13 protein-coding genes and 1 riboswitch are annotated in these 18,885 nt (G+C 73.3%); of the genes, 6 read left to right on the top strand and 7 right to left on the bottom strand.

From position 1 onward, the window contains the following. Window positions 1-5 precede the first annotated feature (5 nt). Both ACGFN2_RS09690 and ACGFN2_RS09685 read right to left on the bottom strand, forming a co-directional pair. Window positions 6-1,241 (bottom strand): M20 family metallopeptidase, encoded by a 1,236-nt coding sequence (locus tag ACGFN2_RS09690; RefSeq protein WP_393359038.1) that lies wholly within the window; start codon window positions 1,239-1,241, stop codon window positions 6-8. 351 nt (window positions 1,242-1,592) lie between these two features. Further along, on the bottom strand, window positions 1,593-3,020 hold the full coding sequence (locus tag ACGFN2_RS09685; protein WP_393358877.1) for a PLP-dependent aminotransferase family protein: 1,428 nt from the start codon (window positions 3,018-3,020) through the stop codon (window positions 1,593-1,595). Window positions 3,021-3,066: 46 nt separating this feature from the next. On the opposite strand from ACGFN2_RS09685, the gene ACGFN2_RS09680 reads away from it, so the two are divergent. Next, window positions 3,067-3,636, top strand: coding sequence for a carboxymuconolactone decarboxylase family protein (locus ACGFN2_RS09680; RefSeq protein ID WP_393358875.1), 570 nt, complete (start codon window positions 3,067-3,069; stop codon window positions 3,634-3,636). Between the two features lie 16 nt (window positions 3,637-3,652). On the opposite strand, the gene ACGFN2_RS09675 is transcribed toward ACGFN2_RS09680, so the two are convergent. The 3 genes from ACGFN2_RS09675 to ACGFN2_RS09665 are packed head-to-tail and all read right to left on the bottom strand — an operon-like array spanning window position 3,653 to window position 5,375. Then, window positions 3,653-4,384, bottom strand: a complete 732-nt coding sequence (locus ACGFN2_RS09675; protein WP_393358873.1) for an isocitrate lyase/phosphoenolpyruvate mutase family protein — start codon at window positions 4,382-4,384, stop codon at window positions 3,653-3,655. Then, a complete protein-coding gene (locus tag ACGFN2_RS09670; RefSeq protein WP_362604492.1) occupies window positions 4,381-4,863 on the bottom strand; it encodes a carboxymuconolactone decarboxylase family protein in 483 nt (160 codons plus the stop codon). Before ACGFN2_RS09670 ends, ACGFN2_RS09675 begins: the two co-directional genes overlap by 4 nt. Beyond that, window positions 4,860-5,375 carry a carboxymuconolactone decarboxylase family protein gene (locus ACGFN2_RS09665; protein ID WP_362604490.1) on the bottom strand — a complete coding sequence of 172 codons (516 nt, stop codon included), beginning with the start codon at window positions 5,373-5,375 and terminating at the stop codon, window positions 4,860-4,862. Before ACGFN2_RS09665 ends, ACGFN2_RS09670 begins: the two co-directional genes overlap by 4 nt. Before the next feature lie 47 nt (window positions 5,376-5,422). Between ACGFN2_RS09665 and ACGFN2_RS09660 the strand changes: the two genes are divergently transcribed. The 4 genes from ACGFN2_RS09660 to ACGFN2_RS09645 all read left to right on the top strand — a co-directional run bounded on the left by ACGFN2_RS09660 (window position 5,423) and on the right by ACGFN2_RS09645 (window position 14,971). After that, a complete protein-coding gene (locus ACGFN2_RS09660) occupies window positions 5,423-6,871 on the top strand; it encodes a PLP-dependent aminotransferase family protein (RefSeq protein ID WP_393358871.1) in 1,449 nt (482 codons plus the stop codon). A 698-nt stretch (window positions 6,872-7,569) separates the two neighbouring features. Next, complete coding sequence (locus ACGFN2_RS09655; protein ID WP_393358869.1) at window positions 7,570-13,164, top strand: Ig-like domain repeat protein; 5,595 nt, start codon at window positions 7,570-7,572, stop codon at window positions 13,162-13,164. 225 nt (window positions 13,165-13,389) lie between these two features. Further along, entirely contained in the window at window positions 13,390-13,764 is a 375-nt protein-coding gene (locus tag ACGFN2_RS09650) for a hypothetical protein (protein ID WP_393358867.1), read from the top strand. Between the two features lie 16 nt (window positions 13,765-13,780). After that, window positions 13,781-14,971 (top strand): glutathionylspermidine synthase family protein, encoded by a 1,191-nt coding sequence (locus ACGFN2_RS09645; RefSeq protein WP_393358865.1) that lies wholly within the window; start codon window positions 13,781-13,783, stop codon window positions 14,969-14,971. Window positions 14,972-15,106: 135 nt separating this feature from the next. Here ACGFN2_RS09645 and ACGFN2_RS09640 read toward each other — a convergent pair whose 3' ends face one another. Together ACGFN2_RS09640 and rocD are read right to left on the bottom strand one after the other, a co-directional pair. After that, on the bottom strand, window positions 15,107-15,916 hold the full coding sequence (locus ACGFN2_RS09640; RefSeq protein WP_393358863.1) for a hypothetical protein: 810 nt from the start codon (window positions 15,914-15,916) through the stop codon (window positions 15,107-15,109). A gap of 150 nt (window positions 15,917-16,066) precedes the next feature. Continuing rightward, window positions 16,067-17,272, bottom strand: coding sequence for an ornithine--oxo-acid transaminase (gene rocD, locus ACGFN2_RS09635; protein WP_393358861.1), 1,206 nt, complete (start codon window positions 17,270-17,272; stop codon window positions 16,067-16,069). Between the two features lie 130 nt (window positions 17,273-17,402). Continuing rightward, a riboswitch (ZMP/ZTP riboswitch) is annotated at window positions 17,403-17,494 on the top strand. A 42-nt stretch (window positions 17,495-17,536) separates the two neighbouring features. On the opposite strand from rocD, the gene glyA reads away from it, so the two are divergent. Further along, the gene (glyA, locus tag ACGFN2_RS09630; protein WP_362604477.1) at window positions 17,537-18,808 is read left to right on the top strand and encodes a serine hydroxymethyltransferase; all 1,272 of its coding nucleotides are present in this window, start codon (window positions 17,537-17,539) and stop codon (window positions 18,806-18,808) included. Window positions 18,809-18,885 lie beyond the last annotated feature (77 nt).

Raw genomic sequence — 18,885 nt, 5'->3', positions numbered from 1 at the left:
GCAGCTCAGTGGCCGGACCCGCCGCTGTGCGTCCGCTCCGCGATCCAGCCCGCCATCGCCCGTACGCCGATGCCTATCGCCCGCTCGTCCGGCGCGAAGTCGGGGTAGTGCGGGTAGCCGGTCGTGAGGGGGGCGCCGGGGGCGCGGACACCGAGGAAGGTGAAGGTGCCGGGGACGCGGTCCAGGTAGAGGGCGAAGTCCTCGCCGCTGAAGGGCGGGAACGCGGCGTGGAGTTCGGCCACCGCGTCCCGGCCCAGCGCGTGGCGCAGGTGGTGGGCGAGCCTGCGGGCGTCGCGTTCCGGGCAGACCATGGCCGGGAACGGCTCGGCGGGGAAGCGCACCCTTGCCCCCGCCCAGGACCTGGCCAGGCGGCGGATGTCCGCGCGCACCTCCCCGTACCGCTCCTGTGGCCAGCAGCGGTAGGTCACCCGCACCCCGGCCTCCTGTGCTCCGGCCCGGACCGCCACGAAACGGGCCAGGGGGCCGTCGGCGGTCAGGGCGTCGGCCAGCAGCCGTTCGATGTCGGCGGGCGTCTGCGGCGCTGCCACCGTGGCCAGGGCGTTGATCTCGGCGGCCAGCCGCCGCGCGGCATCGGGCGCGTCGGGCCCGGAGAGGGCCACCTCTGCCTTGTCCTGGCCGGGCAGCCCGTAGCCCGGGGTCACCGCGAACGTGCCGACGGGGAACGGCCCGCAGTGCAGCGCATGGATCTCCGCGACGCCGGTGCGCTCCAGCACGCCCGCGTCGAGCAGCGCGCGGGCCCCGGACAGGGTTTCCTCGGCCGGCTGGAAGAGGAACACCACCGTTCCGCTCAGTCGCCGCCGCAGGCGTGCCAGGACCCGGGCGACGCCGAGGGCGACCGTGGTGTGGAGGTCGTGCCCGCAGACATGAGCCGCCGCCGGGCCGCCGCCCACGATGTCCTTCGGCGGCACCGCGTCCATGTCCGCCCGGTACGCCACGGTCCGGCCGCGGTGTGCGCCACGCAGGACTCCGACGACGCCGTGGCCGCCCACCCCGGTGGTGACGGTCAGTCCGGCCGCTCGCAGTTCGCGGGCCACCACACCGGCGGTGCGCCGCTCCCGGCCCGGCAACTCGGGGTGCCGGTGGAGGTCCCGCCGCAGCGCGATCAGCTCCCGCCGGAGACGTGCGGCCTCGGCGTCCACCGCGTCCTGCGCCACCGCTCCGCGCCCCACCGGCCGTCCTCGCCCGCCGGCCACGGCCGTCCCCTCGGTGCCCCACACCATGCCCGCACCGGCTGCCGCCGCACCGGCCAGCAGTGTGCGGCGCGCGGGAGTCCGGTCCCCAGGATGCTTCACGTTTCCCCCTTCGCGATCCCTCAAGCGGTCTTCCGGGCGTCCGACAGGCAAGCGGTCCCTCGGCACTGGATGTCGTGCCGCCGCTGCCCGGTGAGCCGAGAACCCGTGATGACACGATCGCTGTGCGCGGATGCCCTTGCCCATCCGGCGAGCCACCTTTCAGAGGTGGGGGTAACCCCCGTCATGGGGACCGCTGTCCGCCACGGGCCCGGCCGCCGCGGAGCTGCCCGCGACGAGAGCCCGGCACGGGAGCCCTGTCCCGCCCCGCGCCCACGTCCGCTACTCCCCAGGCGGCAGCGCCCGGCACAGCGCCTCCAGAGCGCCGGGAAAGGCGCTGTCGCTGGGGGTCGCGTAGCCGACGACCAGGCCGTGGCGGGGCGGCATGGTGGCCTCCGGGTGGCGGTAGGCGGACAGGCCGTCGAGGGCCAGGCCCTGCCGGCGCGCCGCGCGCAGGGCCGCCCGCTCGTCCGGCTCGCCCGAGCCGTCGGGGAGTTGGAGTACGGCGTGCAGGCCGGCGGCGATGCCGGTGACGGTGAGGTGCGGGGCGTGGGCGGTCACCGCGTCGACCAGCTGGTCGCGGCGTCTGCGGTAGCGCCGGCGCATCCGGCGGATGTGCCGGTCGTAGGCGCCGTGGGTGAGGAACTCGGCCAGGGTGAGCTGATCGGTGACGCCCGCCCAGGCCTCCCGCTCGCCCTTGGCGGCCAGTACGGCCTCGACGAGGCGGTCGGGGAGCGCCATCCAGCCCAGGCGCAGCGCGGGGGAGAGGCTCTTGCTGACCGAGCCGATGTGCAGGACGCGCTCCGGGTCCAGGCCCTGGAGGGCGCCGACGGGCTTGCGGTCGTAACGGAATTCGCCGTCGTAGTCGTCTTCGAGGACGTAACCGCCGGTCTCCCGCGCCCAGTTGATCACCTCCGCACGCCGTTGGGGGTGCATCGGCACCCCGAGGGGGAACTGGTGCGCGGGGGTGAGCAGGACCGCCTTCGGCTCCGTGGAGGAGGCAAACTGCGCGGGGTCCGCGCCGTGTTCGTCGAGGGCGAGGGGGTGGGTGGGGATGCCGGCCGTGGCCAGGAGCCGGCGGTGGAAGGGGAGGCCGTAGGACTCGACGGCGAGGGGGCCGGGGAGTACGGCGGGCAGCAGCAGGCGCAGTGCGTGGGCGAAGCCCGAGCAGATCACCAGGCGTTCGGGGTCGGTGCGTACGCCGCGGGTGCGGGCCAGGTAGTCGGCGAGGGCGCGGCGCAGTTCGGGGCGTCCCCGGGGGTCGCCGGGGCCGAAGGCGTCGTGCGGGGCGGCGGTCAGCGCGCGGCGCGCTGCGGCGAGCCAGGCGGTGCGCGGGAAGGACGCGGCGTCCGGCTGTCCCTGGAGGAGGTTGTGCGCGGGGCGGCTCACCGGGGTGCGGGCGCCCGGGGACCGGGCGGGCGTCAGCGGTTGTGCGCGGGGGGCGACGCGGGTGCCGGAGCCCTGGCGGGCGCTGAGCCAGCCCTCGGCGACGAGTTCGGCGTAGGCGTCGGCGACGGTGTTGCGGGCGAGGCCGAGGTCGGCGGCGAGCGAACGGTAGGGCGGCAGCCGCGTACCGGGGGCGAGCCGCCCGGACCGTACGGCGTCCCGCAGCGCCCGGATGAGGGCGGCGCGGCGGCTGCCGGGACCGGTCAGCTCCAGATACAGATCGGCGCCCAGGCTCTCGGCGGAATTGACCCATGATTCCGGCATGGAAATGCACCCTACAGCCGGTCTTCTGCTCTTCTAGATTCACGGTATGACGAATGAAGCGCAGGTCGACGGTTCCCAGGGCAACGCCCCCCACAGCAGCGCCCCTCAGGCCGGCGCCCCTCAGGACGGCGGCCCTCGGGCCGACGCGGCGAACGGGGCCTCGGTCCGCAGCCAGCGGGTCAATTTCGCGAAGGCCGCGCCGAAGGCGTTCAGGGCGCTGATCGGGTTCGACGCCGCCGCCCGGGAGGGCCTGGACCCGGCCCTCGTGGAGCTGGTCCAGATCCGTTCCTCGCAGCTCAACAAGTGCGCGTACTGCCTGCACATGCACACCACCGACGCCCGCAAGGCCGGTGAGAGCGAGGAGCGGCTGCACATGGTCGCGGTCTGGGAGGAGGCCGCACACTTCTTCACCCCGAAGGAGCGGGCGGCCCTCGCCCTCACGGAGGCCGTGACCCTGGTGGCGCAGGGTGGCGTGCCGGACGCGGTGTACGAGTGGGCCGCCGCCCACTTCGACGAGGCCGAACTGGCCCAGCTGCTGGCCCTGATCTTCACCATCAACACCTGGAACCGGATCGCCCTCGCCACGGGCAAGGTGCCGGGGACGGACGAGCGGTGAGCGACGGCCGCCGCCTCTACCGCTCCCCTCCCAGCTCCTCCCGCAGCCGCTCCGCGATCCCCGCCAGGGCCGCCGTCGCCCGGTGCTGCAGTCCCGGGCCGAAGGTGACCCGGGAAGCGCCCAGGGTGCCGAGGGCGCGGGGAGCGGGGCCGTCCGGGGTCACCACGGAGTTGAGGGGGAGCCCGATGGCGGTGGCGAGGGCGGCGAGCCGGGGCGGCGGGGCGAGGATCGGATAGACGCAGTCGGCGCCGGCGGCGGCGTAGAGGCGGCCGCGGCGGATCGTCTCCTCGGTGTCCGGGGCGCCGTGCAGGTAGGTGTCGATCCGGGCGTTGATCACCAGGGCATCGCCCGCCTCGGCGCGTACCTCGGCCAGCCAGTCGGCCTGCCGGTGCGCGTCCCGCAGGGTGCCGGTGGTGTGGTCGGTGTCCTCCAGGTTGCAGCCCACGGCGCCGGTGTCCGCGAGCCGGCCCACCAACTCCCGGGCGGACAGGCCGTATCCGGCTTCCACGTCCGCCGAGACCGGGATGCCGACGGCCCGGACGATGCGGGTGACGGCGGCGAACATCTCGCCGGGCGGGGTCGCGCCGTCCGCGTAACCGAGCGAGGCCGCGATGCCCGCACTGGGCGTGGCGAGCGCGGTGAACCCGGCGTCGGCGAACACCGTGGCACTGGCGGCGTCCCAGGGGCCCGGGAGCACGAGCGGCAGATCCGGCCCGTGGTGGAGGGCGCGCAGTTCAGCGGCCGTCACAGGGCATCACCCACCGGGGTACGGGACGCGGTGTTGATCCGGTTCCAGGAGTTGATGGCGGTGATCAGGGCCAGGAGATGGGCGAGTTGGACGTCGTCGAAGTGCGCCGCCGCCCGGTCGTACACCGCGTCCGGGACGCCACCCCGCGCCACCAGGGTCACCGCCTCGGTGAGGGCGAGGGCGGCCTGTTCCTGGTCGGTGTAGTGGCCGGGGGCCTCCTCCCAGGCGTTGAGGAGGTGGAGGCGCTGCTCGGTCTCGCCGGCCCGGCGGGCCTCCGTGATGTGCATGTCGAGGCAGAAAGCGCAGTGGTTGAGCTGGGAGGCCCGGAGGAGGACGAGTTCGGCCAGGACCGGGTCGAGGTGCTTCTTGGCGGCCCGGGTCAGCGCCAGCAGCGGGGCGTAGATCTCGGGCGCGAGCCGGTAGAAGGGCAGCCGGGGGCCGGTCGGGGGGACCTGGGGAGCGGTCTCGGCCGTGGTCATGAGCGGCCCGGGGTCATGCGGGTGGCGACGCCGAAGCGGTTCCAGGCGTTGATGGTGGTGATCAGGGCGATGAGGCGGGCGAGTCGGGCGTCGTCGAAGTGCGCCGCGGCGCGGTCGTACACGGAGTCCGGCACGAAGCCCTCGGTGAGCAGGGTGATCGCCTCGGTGAGGGCGAGGGCGGCCTGTTCCTGCTCGGTGTAGTGGCCGGGGGCCTCCTCCCAGGCGTTCAGGAGGTAGATCCGCTGCTCGCTCTCGCCGGCCGTGCGGGCGTCCTTGATGTGCATGTCGAGGCAGAACGCGCAGTGGTTGAGCTGCGAGGCACGGATCTTGACCAGCTCGACCAGCGCCGGGTCGAGGCCCTGCTTCGCGGCGGTGTCCAGCGCGGTCATGGCCTGGTAGACCTCGGGGGCGAGCTGGGCCCACCGCAGCCGGGGGCCGTGCCGGTGGGTGGCCCCGGCCGGCGTACCGGAGTCCGCGGCGGGTGTGGTCCGTGCTGTTGGTGCGGTCGTCATGCCGATGACGCTACGGCGGAAGTGGCGCAGCTGTATGGTCCACTTTCATGGAGAATTCCTGGGCCACTTTCGGTCGCGACCTGCACCTCGACCTCACCGGCCCCGGCGGGCTGCGGGCCGCGCTGCTGCGGGCCCTGCGGGACGCCGTACGGTCCGGGCGGCTGGCCCCCGGCACCCGGCTGCCGTCCTCCCGTTCGCTCGCCGCCGACCTCGGCCTCGCCCGCAACACCGTCGCCGACGCCTACGCCGAACTCGTCGCCGAGGGCTGGCTCAGCGCCCGCCAGGGCTCCGGCACTCGCGTCGCGTGGGGGCCCCTGCCGGGCGGGAGGGACCTGCCCCGCACCCCGCCCGCCGCCCCGCGCACCCCGGGCCCGCCCGGCCCCGCAGGCCGCCCGCGCTTTGACCTCACCCCCGGCACCCCCGATGTCTCCGCCTTCCCCCGCACCGCCTGGCTCGCCGCCGCCCGCCGCGCGCTGACCGCCGCCCCCAGCGAGGCCTTCGGCTACGGCACCCCGAGCGGCCGCCCCGAACTCCGCGCCGTCCTCGCCGACTACCTCGCCCGCGCCCGCGGCGTCCGCGCCGACCCCGACCGCATCGTCCTGTGCGCCGGCTTCATGCAGGGGCTGGCACTGCTCAGCCGGGCGCTGGGCACCGGACGGCTGGCCGTCGAGTCGTACGGCCTGGACTTCCACCGCGCCGTCATCACCCGCGCCGGCCTGGACACCGTCCCGCTCCCCGTGGACGCACACGGCGCCCGTACGGAGGAGCTGGCCGCGCTCGACGACGTACGGGCGGCGCTGCTCACCCCCGCCCACCAGTTCCCCACCGGCGTACCGCTGCACCCCGACCGCCGGGCCGCCGCTGTCCAGTGGGCGCGGGCCACCGGGGGTTTCGTCCTGGAGGACGACTACGACGGGGAGTTCCGTTACGACCGCCAGCCGGTCGGCGCCCTCCAGGGGCTGGACGCCGACCACGTCGTCTACATGGGCACCGCGAGCAAGAGCCTCGCCCCGGCGCTGCGGCTGTCGTGGATGGTGCTGCCGGACCGGCTGGTCGACCCGGTGCGCGCGCTCAAAGGCACCGGTGAGTGGCAGTCCGGGGTGCTGGACCAGCTCACCCTGGCCGAGTTCCTGTCCTCGGGCGCCTACGACCGCCATCTGCGCGGGATGCGGATGCGCTACCGGCGCCGCCGCGACCAGCTGGTGGCCGCCCTGGCCGAGCGCGCGCCCCAGGTCCGGGTCTCGGGCATCGCCGCCGGTCTGCACGTCGTGCTGGAACTCCCGCCCGGCACCGAGCGGTCCGTCGTCCAGGCTGCCCGCCGCCAGGGCCTCGCCCTCCAGGGCCTGAGCTGCTTCCACGACCCGACCGCCCTGCAGCCTGCCCGCGACGGTCTAGTGGTGGCCTACGGCACCCCGCCCGACCACTCCTTCACCGGCGCCCTGGACGCCCTCCTCAGGGCCCTGCCACCGGAGTCGCCGGGCCGGCCGGGGGAGTAGGGGGAGCCGGTCACCACTCCCGTACGAAGGACACCCGGTCGAGCCCGTCATGGTCCGGCTCCTTCTGTCCGAGGGGGTGACCGGGACCCCCTGCGCCCCGGCCGTGCGTTGGCCGGTGTAGACGGCGGCCGGTCCGGCGACTGGCGAGAAGTCGCCGTCGCCAAGCCAACTTCCCTGCAAGGACGGTTGATTGAGGAGGTGGAGGGGCAGTTGTCGGTTCACCAGCCGCACGCCGAAAATGCGTTGCGATAGCGAATTCAGCGAAGTGGCCGGGCGCTTCCGGCGCTCCCGGTCCGCGCCCGTCCGGCGCCCAACCGCGCGGTTGTGCAACGGCGTTGAGGGTGGTGCCGGGACCGCTCGCGGCGGCGTCCCGTACTGACCGCGCGTCACCGGTGCCGACCTCTGTCCCGTCCGCGCCCTGCGGCGCGCGCCCCGCCGCGTCGTGGGCGCCACTTCGCGCTGCGCCATTCAGGGTAAATGGGTGTGACGCCTATGGCGTGGCGGCCCGATCGGCGCGCCTACTGATGCTATCGACCGGCGGGTTGCCTACCTGGCGGAGGACATTGGTATGCAGATGCGAACCCCGTCGGCTGTCATTACCGTGCCCGCGCCCAGGTTGATGCCCACTTCCCGCAGCGCCACGAGCTCCGCGGGGAGCTGAACGGCCCGCCAACATCCAGCAACCGGAGGGCCATAGCATGGCACCCACCTTTACCTTGACGTCCGCAGCGCCGAATCCGGCTGCCTTCGGGCAGCCGGTCACCCTGACCGCCACCGTCATTCCGCTGGGCCTGGGAACCCCCACCGGCACCGTGACCTTCGTCATCGCCGGCGGCCCCACCCTGACGGCCCCGCTCATCGGCGGCGTCGCCACCGTCACCACGAGCAGTATCCCCATCGGTTTTCATACCTTCACCGCGAACTACAACGGCAGCCCGCTGTTCTCGCCGTCCAGCGGCGTCGGCTCCATCACGGTGGTCAAGGCATCGACCACCACCGTCGTCACCTCGTCGCCCGACCCGTCGAACTTCGGGCAGACGGTCTCCATCACCGCCACCGTCACACCGGTCGGGCCCGGCGCGGGCACCCCGACCGGCACGGTGACCTTCGTCATCGCCGGCGGCGGGGGCGGCACCCTGACCGCCCCGCTCTCCGGCGGCTCGGCGACCGTCACCACCAGCACACTCACCCCCGGCACGCACCTGATCACGGCCACGTACAACGGCAACGCGCAGTTCAACGCGTCGTCCGACACCGATACGCAGACGGTGCAGCAGGTCCTGACACCGACGACCACCGTCGTCACCTCGTCCCCCGACCCGTCGGTCTTCGGGCAGCCGGTGACCTTCACGGCCACCGTCGCCCCCGTCCCGCCCGGTTCGGGCACCCCGACCGGCACGGTGACCTTCGTCATCAGCGGCGGCCCGACGCTGACCGCGACCCTCTCGGGCGGCACGGCGAGCGTCACCACCAGCAGCCTCGGCGTGGGACCCCACACCGTGACCGCGACCTACAGCGGCAGCGGCAGTTTCGCGCCGTCGAGCGGTACGGACATCCAGACGGTCCTCAAAGCCTCGACGACCACCACCGTCACCTCGGCGCCGGACCCCTCGGCGGTCGGCCAGTCGGTGACCTTCACCGCCGTGGTCGCCCCGGTGGCACCGGGCGCGGGCACCCCGACCGGCACGGTCACCTTCGTCATCACGGGCGGCCCGACGCTGACCGCCACGCTGTCCGGGGGGACCGCGAGCGTCAGCACCAGCGCCCTGTCGGCCGGTACACACGTGGTCACCGCGACCTATGGCGGCGACGCCAATTTCAACGGCTCCGTCGGCACGGACACCCACACGGTGGGCCAGGCGGCGACGACCACCACGGTCACCTCGGCTCCGGACCCGTCGGTGGTCGGGCAGACGGTGACGTTCACGGCGACGGTGGCGCCGGTGGCACCGGCCTCGGGGACGCCGACGGGCACCGTCACCTTCGTCATCTCCGGCGGTCCGACCCTGACCGGGACGTTGTCGGGCGGGGTGGCGACCGTCAGTACCAGCGCGCTCAGCGCCGGTACGCACACGGTGACCGCGACCTACAGCGGCGACGCGAACTTCACCTCGTCGGTCGGCACCGACACCCACACCGTGGGCCAGGCCGCGACGACGACCACGGTCACCTCGGCGCCGGACCCCTCGGTGGTCGGCCAGACCGTGACGTTCACGGCGACGGTCGCGCCGGTGGCGCCGGGCGCGGGCACGCCGACCGGCACGGTCACCTTCGTCATCAGCGGCGGTCCGACCCTGACCGGGACCTTGTCCGGCGGGGTGGCGACCGTCAGCACCAGCGCCCTGGGCGTCGGTTCGCACACGGTCACGGCGACCTACAGCGGTGACGCGAACTTCTTGACCTCGGTCGGGACGGACACCCACATCGTCAACCAGGCGGCGACCACCACCACGGTCACCTCGTTCCCCGACCCCTCCGTGGTGGGCCAGACGGTCAACTTCACCGCCTTCGTCGCGCCGGTGTTCCCGGCCGGCGGCATCCCGACCGGAACCGTCAGCTTCGTCATCACCGACGGGGTCACCACGGTGACCCTCACCGGCACCCTCGACGGCGCCGGCGTCGCGACCGTCAGCACCAACGGACTGGTCACGGCGGGCACTTACACCGTCACCGCGACCTACAGCGGCGACGCGAACTACTCCGGCTCCAGTGACACCGACACCCAGACCGTCCTCCAGGCGGCGACGACCACCACGGTCACCTCATCGCCGGACCCGTCGGTGGTCGGCCAGTCGGTGACGTTCACGGCCACCGTGGCGCCGGTCGCTCCGGGTTCGGGCACACCCACCGGCACGGTCACCTTCGTCATCACCGGCGGTCCGACCCTGACCGGAACCTTGTCCGGCGGGGTGGCGACCGTCAGCACCAGCGCGCTCAGCGCCGGTACGCATGTGGTCACCGCGACCTACAGCGGCGACGCCAACTTCCTGACCTCGGTCGGGACGGACACCCACACCGTGGGCCAGGCCGCGACGACGACCACGGTCACCTCGGCTCCGGACCCGTCGGTGGTCGGTGAGTCGGTGACGTTCACGGCCACCGTGGCGCCGGTCGCGCCGGGTGCGGGGACGCCCACCGGCACGGTCACCTTCGTCATCTCCGGTGGCCCGACCCTGACCGGGACGCTGTCCGGCGGGGTGGCGAGCGTCAGCACCAGCGCCCTGGGCGCCGGTACGCACACGGTGACCGCGACCTACAGCGGTGACGCCAACTTCACCTCGTCGGTCGGTACGGACACGCAGACGGTCAACCAGGCGGCGACCACCACCACGGTCACGTCGGCGCCCGACCCCTCCGTGGTCGGCGAGCCGGTGACGTTCACGGCCACCGTGACACCGGTCGCGCCGGGTGCGGGCACCCCGAGCGGGACGGTGACCTTCGTCGCGACCGACGGGGTCACGACGGTGACACTGACCGGCACCCTCGTCGCCGGTACCACCAGTGTCACCACCAGCGGCCTGGTGACGGCCGGGGCGTACACCGTCACCGCGACCTACAGCGGCGACGCCGACTTCGCCTCGTCGGTCGGCACGGACACCCACACCGTGGGCCAGGCGACGACGATCACGACGCTGACCACGGCTCCGGACCCCTCGGTGTCCGGTGAGACGGTGACCTTCACGGCCACCGTGACGGCGGTGGCGCCGGGCGCGGGCGTCCCGACCGGGACGGTGACCTTCGTCGTCACCGGTGGCCCGACGCTGACCGGCACGCTGTCCGGCGGGGTCGCCACCGTCAGCACCAACGCGGTGCCCGTCGGTACCTCCACCGTCACGGCGACGTACAGCGGTGACGCCAACTTCAGCGGCTCGTCCGACACGGACACCCAGACGGTGGTCCAGTCCCTGACGACCACGACGGTGACCTCGACCCCGGACCCCTCGGTGGTCGGCGAGCCGGTGACGTTCACCGCGACGGTCGCTCCGGTGGCGCCGGGCGCGGGCACCCCCACGGGCACGGTCACGTTCGTGGCCACCAACGGGGTGACGACGGTGACGCTGACCGGCACGCTGAGCGGTGGCACGACCAGTGTCCCCACCAGTGGGCTGGTGACGGCCGGCGCCTACGTGGTCACGGCCACCTACAGCGGCGACGGGAACTTCACCTCGTCGGTCGGCACGGACACCCAGACGGTCGGCCAGGCGTCGACGACCACGACGGTGACCTCGACCCCCGATCCGTCGGTGGTCGGTGAGCCGGTGACGTTCACGGCCACCGTGACGCCGGTCGCGCCGGGCGCGGGGACGCCCACGGGCACGGTCATCTTCCTCGCCACCAACGGGGACACCACAGTGACGCTGACCGGCACGCTGAGCGGCGGCACCACCAGCGTCACCACCAGCGGGCTGGCGACGGCCGGCGCGTACGCGGTCACGGCCACCTACAGCGGCGACGCCGACTTCGGCGGTTCCACGGGTACGGACACCCAGACCGTGGCCCAGGCGTCGACGACCACGACCGTGACCTCGTCGCCGGACCCCTCGGTGGTGGGCGAGCCGGTGACGTTCACGGCGACCGTCGCGCCGGTGGCGCCCGGCACGGGCATCCCGACCGGCACGGTCACGTTCATCGCCACCGACGGGGTCACCACGGTGACCCTGACCGGCACGCTGAGCGGCGGCACCACCAGTGCCACCACCAGCGGGCTGGTGACCGCGGGGGCCTACACCGTCACCGCGACCTACAGCGGCGACGCCAACTACAGCGGTTCCACGGGTACGGACACCCAGACCGTGGGCACGGCCTCGACGACCACGTCGGTGGCCACGGCGCCGGACCCCTCGCTGGTCGGTGAATCGGTGACGTTCACGGCGACCGTCGCGCCGGTGGCACCGGGTACGGGCGTCCCGACCGGGACGGTGCTCTTCGTGGCCACCGACGGGGTCACCACGGTGACGCTGACCGGCACCCTCAGCGGCGGCACCACCAGCGTGAGCACCAACGGGCTGGTGACCGCGGGGGCTTACACCGTCACGGCGACCTACGGCGGTGACGGAAGCTTCACCGGTTCCACCGGCTCCGACACCCACACCGTGGGCCAGGCGGCGACCTCGACGGCCGTCACCACGACCCCGGACCCGTCCGGGGCCGGCGCGCCGGTGACCTTCACGGCGACGGTGACGCCGGTCGGGCCCGGTGCGGGCACGCCGTCCGGGACGGTGCTCTTCGTGGCCACCGACGGGGTCACCACGGTGACCCTGACCGGCACGCTGACCGGGGGCACCACCAGTGTCACCACCAGCGGGCTGGTGACCGCGGGGGCCTACACCGTCACCGCCACCTACGGAGGCGACGCCAACTTCCTCGGCTCCACCGGGGCGGACACCCACGTCGTGACCCAGGGGGCGACGACCACCACGGTGACCTCGGCTCCGGACCCGTCGGTGTTCGGGGAGACGGTGACCTTCACGGCCGTCGTCGCTCCGGTCGCACCGGCCACGGGCACTCCGACCGGGACGGTGACCTTCGTCGTCACCGGCGGCCCGACGCTGACCGCCACCCTCTCCGGTGGCACGGCGACCGCCACGACCAGTGCGGTGGGGGTGGGGACCTCCCCGGTCACGGCCACCTACAGCGGTGACGCCACCTTCAGCGGCTCCAGCGGCACGGACACCCACACGGTGGTCCAGGCGGCGACGACCACCACGGTGACGTCGGCTCCGGACCCGACGGTGTTCGGTGAGACGGTCACCATCACGGCCACGGTCGCGCCGGTGGCACCCGGCTCCGGCACGGTGACCGGCACGGTCACCTTCACCATCGACGGCGACGGCGGCGGAACGCAGACCGCCACCGTCTCCGGGGGCGTGGCCTCCATCACCACCAGCACCCTGGGAGCCGGTCCGCACAACATCTTCGCCATCTACACCGGTGACGCCAACTTCACCGGTTCCACCGGCACCGACATCCACACCGTCAGCCAGAGCGCGACCACCACGACCGTCACCTCGTTCCCCGACCCGTCCAACGCCGGTGACACGGTGGCGTTCCTGGCCTTCGTGCAGCCCGTGGCGCCCGGAAGCGGCGACCCGACCGGCACGGTCACCTTCACCGTCACCGACGGCGTGACCACCGTGACCCTGACCGGCACGCTCGACGGCGACGGCGTCGCCGCCGCCAGCTCGCCGCTGGCCACGGCCGGCATCTACACCGTCACGGGCGTCTACGGAGGTGACACCAACTTCACCGGCTCCTCCGACACCGACACCCAGACCGTCCTCGCCGGCCCCTGACACACCCGCCCCTGCCCGCCGCGCCGGGCCGTCCTCCTCGGAGGGCGGCCCGGCGCCCGACTGTCGCCGCCGCCCGGTCATGGCCGCCGTCCGCCCCCTTCGTACGGGTCCGTCACCGATGCCCGGGGCGCCGCGCCGAGCCGGCCGCACCGCGTTGTCACCGGCCCACGGGCGCCGTCTACGCTGTCCGTGCTCAGACAAAGTTCCACGGGGGAAAGGTGAATCATGGCCGAGAAGGCACGCCGGAGGCTGCGGTCCAGCACGGTGATCCTGGGAGGCATGGGCGCGCTCGCCGCCGCCCTGACGTCCTGCGGCTCCGAGCCCGACAAGCGCTGCGTCGACCGCAACAGCTACGACACGCTCAAGGGCTACCGCGTCGTCGACTCCAAGAACTGCTCGGCGAGCGGCAGTTCCTCCTCCGGGAGCAGCGGCACCGGCAGCGGCGGCCGCGGCGCGAAGCGCGTCGACGCCGGCTGGTACTACGACCCGTCCAACAAGGGCGGCTCGTACGCCGACAGCGGCACATTCAGCAAGAGCACCGCCGTCAACCGCGGCGGCTTCGGCTGCTCGGGCGGCCGGCACGGCTCCTCCGGCGGCTGAGCGGACCCGGCACACCATGGAACGCCACACCATCGAGCCCCGCCCCGGCTGGCAGCAGACCGTCGAGGCGCAGGGCCTGATCTACCCGCTGACCCGCTACCCGGACGATTCGCTGCGCCCCTACTGGGACGAGAGCGCGTACTACTCCTTCACGCTCCCCGAGGTCGAGGCCCTGGAGGACGTCGTCGAGGAGCTGCACGCCATGTGCCTGGCCGCGGCCGCGCACATCGTCGACCGGGACCGCTTCGCCGACCTCGGCATCGACGACCCGCGCCTGGCCGGGCTGATCGCCGAATCCTGGCGCCGCCGTGACGAACTCCCTTCCCTCTACGGGCGGTTCGACCTGCACTACGACGGCAGCGGCCCGGCCAAGATGCTGGAGTACAACGCCGACACCCCGACCTCACTGGTCGAGGCCGCCAGCCCGCAGTGGTTCTGGATGGAGGAGCGCTTTCCCGGCGCCGACCAGTGGAACTCCCTCCACGAGCGGCTGGTGGCGGCCTGGAAGCGGCAGGCCCCGCTGCTGCCGCCCGGCGCACCGGTGCACTTCGCGCACTCGGCGGGCGACGAACTCGGCGAGGACCTGATGACCGTCGCCTACCTGGAGGAGACGGCCCAGCAGGCGGGCCTGGAGACCGTCGCCCTCTCGGTCGAGGACATCGGCTGGGACCGGCTCTCGGGCCGCTTCGTCGACCAGCGGCTGCGCTTCATACGGGCCTGCTTCAAGCTCTACCCGTGGGAGTGGCTGGCCACCGACGAGTTCGGCCCGCACGTCCTGGACACCCTCGACAACGGCGGCGGCACCGGCTCCACCCTCTGGATCGAGCCCGCCTGGAAGATGCTCCTCTCCAACAAGGCGCTGCTCGCGATCCTCTGGGAGCTGTATCCGGGCCACCCGAACCTGCTGCCCGCCTACCTCGACGGCCCGCGCGAACTGGCCCACACCCGCGGCTATGTAGCCAAGCCCCTCCTCGGCCGCGAGGGCGCCGGAGTCACCCTCCACGCCCCGGGCACCGACCCGGTACTGCGGGGCCCCGACGACCCCTGCTGCTACCAGGAACTGGCCCCGCTGCCCGACTTCGACGGCAACCGCGTCGTCCTCGGCGCCTGGATCGTCGAAAACGAGGCAGCCGGCCTCGGCATCCGGGAGTCCGCGGGACCGGTCACGGACGAGTACGCGCGGTTCTTGCCGCATGTGATCCGCTGAATCCGCCGGGGGCCGCTCGGGCGGCCCGGCGGAGGCACCGCAGGAGACCCGTCCGGTGCGCCGGACGGGCCTTGCGAGCCCGGCCGGTCAGCGACGCTCATCCACCAACCTCCTCTTCCATGAGGTGCCATGCCCTCACCCCTGGCGGATGAGCACAGGGCCGCCGAGCGTCCGCATGTCGTAGGGGTAGAGCCAGGGGCCCGAGGTGCCGGCCTCGCACGCATCGATCGCTGTCAGCGCGTCGGATGCGTTCTTGCAGCGGGGGTGCTGCACTGCAAAGGCCGCGATGCGGGCGCGCAGGGTAGGCAGCCAGGCGGCGATGAGCTGCGGGTCGCCGTCGTCCCACCAGGTGAACTTCAGCTCTTGCCAGAGGAGTTCGGTGGCCCAGCCGAAGGCGAGGCGGACCACGCCGGCGTCCGCTTCGGGACCGGCGAGCCTGGCGATGTGGTCCAGCCACGGCTCCAGGGAGCCCGTCGCATGAGCGATTCCCTCCATCAGATCGGTGATCTCCCGGTACGGCCGGCCGTCGGTCACGGCGATGTGCAGCAGCGCCCGGAAGGCCCGCTCGACCGCCTCGCGCTCGGCCGCGGGCCAGTCCGCGAGCTGGGCACCGTGGCGGCCTAGGTGCCCCATCGAATCCGACGGGTCGGTGCCGTCCCCGTCCGGTCCCCAGCGGCGCAGCGCACGGGGGAGGAAGCGGCGCCACAGGACGGGGTATTGGTCTTCGTCCCAGTGGCCGGCGACCTCACGCATGAAGTACCCCAGGAGATCGTCCGGCACATCGGCAGGGTCACCGCCGAGGACGCGCAGCTCCGACTCCGGAGTGCAGTAGGTGCACCCATCGACCGGACCGTCGAGCTCAGGCGGCGAGGCGAAGACCTCGTCCACCTCGGCGAGCGCTTCGCGCCACAGCGTGTACGCGGCGAGTGCGGGGGGCTCGGACATTCCGGGACCTGTCAGGGGACTCCGCGCGGCCGACACCGGCGAAGAGCGCGACGCTACCAGCAGGCCGATCGAGGGGCGCAAGGGGGACTTGTCGGGGCGGTCAGGTGCGGAGCCGGACCTGCGGACGACGGGCCGCCCGCACCGCCCGCCTCACCCCTCCAGCACCCCCCGCAACTGCCCCAGCCCCCAGTCCAGGTCCTCCTTGCTGATGACCAGCGGGGGCGCGAGCCGGATCGTCGAGCCGTGGGTGTCCTTGACCAGCACCCCGCGGGCCAGCAGCTGCTCGGAGATCTGCCGGCCCGTGCCGCGTGACGGGTTGATGTCCACGCCGGCCCACAGGCCGCGGCCGCGTACCGCGTCCACCGCGCCGCCGGCCAGCAGCTGCCCCAGCTCGCTGTGCAGATGCTCGCCCAGTTCCAGGGCCTGCTGCTGGAACTCGCCGGTCCGCAGCATCGCGATGACCTCCAGCGCCACCGCGCAGGCGAGCGGGTTCCCGCCGAACGTCGAGCCGTGCTCGCCGGGCGCGTACACCCCGAGCACCTCACGGGACGACACCACCGCCGACACCGGCACCACGCCGCCGCCCAGCGCCTTGCCCAGCACGTACATGTCGGGCACCACGTCCTCGTGCTCACAGGCGAAGGTCCGGCCGGTGCGGCCCAGCCCGGACTGGATCTCGTCGGCGATGAACAGCACGTTCCGGCTGCGGGTCAGCTCCCGCACGCCCGGCAGGTAGCCCGGCGGCGGCACCAGCACGCCCGCCTCGCCCTGGACCGGCTCCAGGAGGACGGCGACGGTGTCGGCGTCGACGGCCGCCTCCAGCGCGGCCAGGTCGCCGTACGGGACGATCTCGAAGCCGGGGGTGTACGGGCCGAAGCCGGCGCGCGCCTCGGGGTCGGTGGAGAAGGAGACGATGGTGGTCGTCCGGCCGTGGAAGTTGTGGTCCGCGACGATGATCTTCGCCCGGCCGTCCGGGACGCCCTTGACCTGGTAGCCCCACTTACGGGCCGTCTTCACCGCCGTCTCGACCGCCTCGGCGCCGGTGTTCATCGGGAGGACGAGTTCCATGCCGCACAGCTCGGCCAACTGGGTGCAGAAGTCGCCGAAGCGGTCGTGGTGGAAGGCACGTGAGGTGAGCGTGACCCGCTCCAGCTGGGCCCTGGCCGCGTCGAGCAGCCGGCGGTTGCCGTGCCCGAAGTTCAGCGCGGAGTACCCGGCGAGCATGTCCAGGTAGCGGCGGCCGGTCACATCCGTCACCCAGGCACCCTCGGCGGTGGCCACGACGACGGGCAGCGGGTGGTAGTTGTGCGCGCTGTGGGCTTCGGCGGCGGCGATATAGCGTTCCGTGGACGTCACCGGTGGCTCCGTTCGGTAGGCCGTGCGGGGCGCGGACCCTGCCGCGTCCCCCTCCATTGTTGCGCCCGCCCGGACCGCCCGGCCTGCGAAGATCCGCCGGACAGGGCCCCGCGGGTGTCCTAGACTCTGCGGTGCGCATCGCGACTGGCGTACGGGGAAGCGACCTCGAGGAAGCGGTGCGCGGCAACCATCACGAGGTGCCGCCCCGCCTGGGCACCCCGGGACCACGACCGGAAACACCGATCGACCGCCCCGGAGGACGCCATGTCACTGCCCCTTTCCCATCCCGCGCTGAGCGCCGCCGACCCCGAACTGGCCGCGCTGGTCGGCGCCGAGGAGCAGCTCCAGTCCGACACGCTGCGACTGATCCCCAGCGAGAACTACGTCTCCGCCGCCGTTCTGGAAGCCACCGGCACCGTCCTCCAGAACAAGTACAGCGAGGGGTACGCGGGCCGTCGCTACTACGAAGGCCAGCAGAACATCGACCGCGTCGAGACGCTGGCCGTCGAGCGCGCCAAGGCCGTCTTCGGCGTGGAGCACGCCAACGTCCAGCCGTACTCCGGCTCGCCCGCCAACCTCGCCGCCTACCTCGCCTTCGCCGAGCCCGGCGACACCGTGCTGGGCATGGCGCTCCCGATGGGCGGCCACCTCACCCACGGCTGGGGCGTCTCGGCGACCGGTACGTGGTTCCGCGGGGTGCAGTACGGCGTACGCCCGGACAGCGCGCTGATCGACTTCGACGAGGTGCGCGACCTCGCCCGCAAGGAACAGCCGAAGATCATCTTCTGTGGCGGTACCGCCGTCCCCCGCACCATCGACTTCGCCGCCTTCGGCGAGATCGCACGGGAGGTCGGCGCGGTACTCGTCGCGGACATCGCGCACATCGCCGGCTTGATCGCGGGCGGCGCCCACCCGTCGCCCGTGCCGCACGCCGACGTCATCTCCACCACCACCCACAAGACCCTGCGCGGCCCGCGCGGCGCGATGCTGATGTCCCGGGCGAGCCACGCCAAGGCCGTCGACAAGGCCGTCTTCCCCGGCCTCCAGGGCGGCCCGCACAACCACACCACCGCCGCCATCGCGGTCGCGCTGCGCGAGGCGGCCGCCCCGTCCTTCCGGGACTACGCGCACGCCGTCGTCGCCAACGCCAAGGCGCTCGCCGAGGCGCTGCTGGCCCGCGGCTACGACCTGGTCTCCGGCGGCACCGACAACCACCTGGTGCTGATCGACCTGACCTCCCAGGACGTCCCGGGCAAGGTCGCGGCGAAGGCCCTGGACCGGGCCGGCATCGTCGTCAACTACAACACCGTCCCCTTCGACCCCCGCAAGCCCTTCGACCCCTCCGGCATCCGCATCGGCACCCCGTCCCTCACCTCCCGCGGACTGGGCACGGAGCAGATGCCGCTGGTCGCCGACTGGATCGACCGCAGCGTCCGGGCCGCGGCGAAGGGCGACGAGGACGCCCTGACGGTGATCCGCGGCGAGGTCGCGGAGCTGATGGCCGGCTACCCGGCGCCGGGTCTGCCGACCGCCTGACCGCGGGAAGCCGCAGGCTCACCGGCCCGCAGGCCGAGCGGGTGACCGGCTGGCCGGCCGACCGGCTCACCCGCTCA

It is taken from the genome of Streptomyces sp. NPDC048612 (assembly GCF_043199295.1).
GTDB lineage: Bacteria > Actinomycetota > Actinomycetes > Streptomycetales > Streptomycetaceae > Streptomyces.
This window is presented reverse-complemented; position numbering and strand designations above follow the sequence as displayed.

Bases quoted from the DNA above. Each gene is read 5' to 3' on its own strand.
- ACGFN2_RS09665 (WP_362604490.1), bottom strand. From the start codon at position 5,375: ATGACGACCGCACCAACAGCACGGACCACACCCGCCGCGGACTCCGGT.
- ACGFN2_RS09640 (WP_393358863.1), bottom strand. From the start codon at position 15,916: ATGTCCGAGCCCCCCGCACTCGCCGCGTACACGCTGTGGCGCGAAGCG.
- ACGFN2_RS09660 (WP_393358871.1), top strand. From the start codon at position 5,423: ATGGAGAATTCCTGGGCCACTTTCGGTCGCGACCTGCACCTCGACCTC.
- ACGFN2_RS09670 (WP_362604492.1), bottom strand. From the start codon at position 4,863: ATGACCACGGCCGAGACCGCTCCCCAGGTCCCCCCGACCGGCCCCCGG.
- ACGFN2_RS09645 (WP_393358865.1), top strand. From the start codon at position 13,781: ATGGAACGCCACACCATCGAGCCCCGCCCCGGCTGGCAGCAGACCGTC.
- ACGFN2_RS09655 (WP_393358869.1), top strand. From the start codon at position 7,570: ATGGCACCCACCTTTACCTTGACGTCCGCAGCGCCGAATCCGGCTGCC.
- ACGFN2_RS09685 (WP_393358877.1), bottom strand. From the start codon at position 3,020: ATGCCGGAATCATGGGTCAATTCCGCCGAGAGCCTGGGCGCCGATCTG.
- ACGFN2_RS09690 (WP_393359038.1), bottom strand. From the start codon at position 1,241: ATGGTGTGGGGCACCGAGGGGACGGCCGTGGCCGGCGGGCGAGGACGG.
- ACGFN2_RS09650 (WP_393358867.1), top strand. From the start codon at position 13,390: ATGGCCGAGAAGGCACGCCGGAGGCTGCGGTCCAGCACGGTGATCCTG.
- glyA (WP_362604477.1), top strand. From the start codon at position 17,537: ATGTCACTGCCCCTTTCCCATCCCGCGCTGAGCGCCGCCGACCCCGAA.
- ACGFN2_RS09680 (WP_393358875.1), top strand. From the start codon at position 3,067: ATGACGAATGAAGCGCAGGTCGACGGTTCCCAGGGCAACGCCCCCCAC.